The 3,654-nt window shown below is 38.3% G+C and carries 4 protein-coding genes; all 4 read right to left on the reverse strand.

Annotation, left to right across the window (positions count from 1 at the left end):
* Positions 1 to 482, reverse strand: a 482-nt coding sequence (locus ACFIO3_RS10065; protein WP_375704395.1) for an RNA pyrophosphohydrolase, incomplete at its 3' end; no start/stop codon positions are given.
* Positions 483 to 521: 39 nt separating this feature from the next.
* Positions 522 to 1,832, reverse strand: coding sequence for a S41 family peptidase (locus ACFIO3_RS10070; protein WP_375609170.1), 1,311 nt, complete (start codon positions 1,830 to 1,832; stop codon positions 522 to 524).
* Positions 1,822 to 3,102, reverse strand: a complete 1,281-nt coding sequence (locus ACFIO3_RS10075) for a murein hydrolase activator EnvC family protein (protein ID WP_375607999.1) — start codon at positions 3,100 to 3,102, stop codon at positions 1,822 to 1,824. The genes ACFIO3_RS10070 and ACFIO3_RS10075 overlap by 11 nt, the downstream gene beginning before the upstream one ends.
* A 96-nt stretch (positions 3,103 to 3,198) precedes the next feature.
* The coding region (gene rlmH / locus ACFIO3_RS10080; RefSeq protein ID WP_375704396.1) for a 23S rRNA (pseudouridine(1915)-N(3))-methyltransferase RlmH at positions 3,199 to 3,654 on the reverse strand (456 nt) is incomplete at its 5' end.

Consider the following 3,654-nt stretch of genomic DNA (forward strand, 5'->3'; position numbering starts at 1 on the left):
TTCATATAAACATGCTTTTTAAAAGAAACAACAATTAAAGGAAGGGTTTCTAGATCAACCCATTTCCATTGATCGAATTCCGCTTTATTGCCTTCTGGCGGCGGATTAATGGCAATTTCAGAAATCTCTCCCGTAAACTGAAAAGCAAACCATTTTTGCATTTGCCCACGATATTTATTGCTTAATGTGCACCCAACAAGTTCTTGTGGAAAATCATAGCAGAACCAATTTTGTGCTTCTTTAATCAACTTTACAGATCGAATACCAGTTTCTTCATAGAGTTCACGATATGCCGCATCTAATGGCTTTTCATCTTCATCAACCCCTCCTTGAGGAAGCTGCCAACGATGAGATATTTCAATATCTGCATGAACAGGCGTCATTAAACGACGCCCAACCCAAACTTTACCCTCATGATTAAAGACAACAATCCCAACACATTTGCGATAAGGAAGAGCCTTTAAATTAATACCTGCATCCATTTAATATTCCTCAAAAGTGCAAGCTATAGATATCATTTTTCACTTTAATATATCCTTATTGGGATCTGGTGGGAATGCTGCATTTGCCATTTCACCCCGTAACAGTTTATAAGCCTCATTCAATTGAATATCCTCTTTAGGGTCTTTCGGAACAAAAGCAGCTGAACCAGAGCCTTTATTACTTTCCCGTTTCCCTTTGATATGTCCTTTTAATGCAGACTCACCAACTTTTACATCATAACCCTTATATTTTTCAGGGAGTGGTTGCTCTACAATAATATCAGGTGTGATCCCTGTTCCTTGAATAGAAGTGCCAGATGGCGTGTAATAAAGTGCTGTTGTTAAGCGTAAAGCCCCATTTTCACCCAAAGGAATAATTGTTTGAACAGATCCTTTACCAAAAGACTGCGTCCCTAAAATTGTTGCACGGCGATGATCTTGTAGTGCACCTGCAACGATTTCAGAAGCACTTGCCGAACCACCATTAATGAGGACAATGAGCGGCTTTCCATTGGTGACATCACCTGGCTTCGCATCAAATCTCGTCACATCACTCTTTTTGCGCCCACGAGTCGACACAATCTCACCTTTATCGAGAAAAGCACTCGAAACATTAACAGCTTGATCTAAAAGCCCACCAGGATTAAGCCGTAAATCAAGGACATAACCTTTTAATTTATCTTCAGGAATTTGAGATTGGATATCTTTAATTGCCGCTAGAAGATTACCCAATGTCTGCTCAGAAAACTGAATAATTCTCAAATATCCAATGTCACCCTCAACGCGATATTTCACCGCTTTCACTTTAATGATATCACGAACAATCTTAACTTCAAATGGCTTATCAACGCCAGAACGAATAATTGTCAAGGTAATTGGCGTTCCAGGAGCCCCTCGCATTTTATTAACAGCTTCATTCAATGTTTGACCATTCGTTTGTACGTCATCAATTTTTGAAATAAGGTCTCCTGATAAAATACCTGCTTTTGAAGCAGGTGTATCATCCATTGGAGAGACAACTTTAATTAAGTTTTTCTCCATAGTGACCTCAATACCAAGACCGCCAAATTCTCCTTTCGTAGAATCCCGCATGTCCTTGGCTTCTTCAGCATTCATATAAGATGAATGGGGATCAAGCGATGTAAGCATACCATTGATAGCATTTTCGATAAGCTTTTTATCATCTGGAACCGTCACGTACTGCATACGAACACGTTCAAAAATATCGCCAAATATAGCCAACTGCTTATACGCATTACCTTCATTGTTTGCAGCAACAGACTGCACCATAATCATTGAACTGGCGCCGAGCAATACCCCAGCGACCAAAAGAATAACTTTACGAATCATTTTGGCTCCTTCTCGTTTTTTCAGTCTGCCACCAAGGAGTTGGATTTATAGGTTTTCCCTGCTTTCTAAACTCAATGTAAAGCATTGGAGCAGTTTTGCCTATATCCAATGCAACACTATTCGCAATAAATTGCATCTCCATCATACCCAAAGGTTCCCCTGAAAGAACAAACTGCCCTTGTTTTACATTAATTTTCGACATTCCGGTAAGAATGATATGATAACCATTTCCAACATTGAGAATAATTAACTGTCCGTAAGAACGAAATGGCCCAGCAAAAGCAATAAAAGCATCCACAGGTGATATAACAACAGCACCTGACTCTGTTTCAATCGTTTCACCAAAGCGCGTAATCTGCGAATTATTATGAGAAAATCGAATTCTTTTTCCTGAAACAGGGAAAAGTAAAGAACCTTTTCGGCTTTCAAAATTCGACTGCTCTAACAATTGTAAATTTTTCCGTACCTGTATTGATGAATCAGAGCTAAATTTTGACTGACGATCAAGCTCTAAAATCAATTCTTCCAAAGACTGCGCTTTTTTAGCAAGAGAAATATTTTTTTGTTGCTGTTCTGTAAGTTCTTTTTCTGATTTTTCTTGTAGCTTGTTTTTTTTGTCTAATAAAAGCTCTAGACGTTTTCGCTGCTCTGCTTGATTTTGCAGTTTTGTCTTTAATACCGTATATTCCATGGTAATGGAATTGCTTAAATTGGTCAACTCCTTGAGTTTCTCTGTTAAATCTCGTGTTTTCTCTTGCATTTGAGGAATAACAGCGCCTAATAAAACAGAACTACGCATAGAAACCAACACATCCTCTGGCTGTATCATAAGAGCAGGAGGGGGATTCAATCCCATACGTTCCAAAATTGCAAGAACTTCCGCAAATTCAGCACGACGACTTTTTAAACTTTGATAGACTTGTACCCGCTGTTCTATCATTTTCTTAAGCTTTTCTTCCCTTTTAGCAATATCATCTGCTACTGTACGTTCTTCTTTAGCCGCTTTTATAAGTGCATCACTCAAAACACGTTGATCTTTTTTTAAATGCTCAACTTGACGCGTAAGAATAGTAACACGCTCACGCGAAAGTGAAATATTTTGGCGAATTTCTCCCAATGCTTTATGTGCCGCCGTACTACTCATTGTATCTTCCGCATGCGATGCAGAAAAGCAAAAAAACATACTCAAGAGTAGTACCACAAATATCACGCATTCCCCATATAAATATTGCATCTTTTTATGAAGAATCTTTTTCATTTGCACAACCATTACAGCTCATCGTATACATTAAAGATGCTTTAAATGGTGTCGGCTAAAACAATATTAATAAATAGATAAATAAGTACTAAAAATTGCACAAAAATATTAAAAACGATGATACGGATGATGATTTGCAATTGTTACAGCACGATAAAGTTGTTCTGCAAGAAGAATGCGCGCAATTTGATGTGGCCACGTCATAAAACCAAAAGATAAAAGAAAATCAGCACGATTTCTTATCTGTTCATTATGCCCATCTGGCCCCCCCAAAGCAATGATGACATCTCGAATGCCTTCATCACGATAAAACCCTAATTTTTCAGCAAAAGCAGCTGAAGAAATCGACTCTCCGCGCTCATCTAACACAATTAATTGATATTTTTCAGGCAAAAATTCAATGAGTCTCTTCCCCTCTTCCTCCATACGCTGACGCGCTGTTTGAGCACGACTTTCTGATATCTCGTGTAACTTTTTTAAATGAAATCCTACAGCACCAGAACTTTTAGAAAAACGATCCAAATAATGTTGAACCAATGTTTGCTCTGCCCCACTTTTCATACG

The organism is Bartonella sp. AD328YNZD, assembly GCF_042196425.1.

What these genes read in the sequence shown, in the direction of transcription:
- ACFIO3_RS10070 (WP_375609170.1), bottom strand. Translation starts at nt 1,832, where the DNA reads ATGATTCGTAAAGTTATTCTTTTGGTCGCTGGGGTATTGCTCGGCGCC.
- ACFIO3_RS10075 (WP_375607999.1), bottom strand. Translation starts at nt 3,102, where the DNA reads ATGGTTGTGCAAATGAAAAAGATTCTTCATAAAAAGATGCAATATTTA.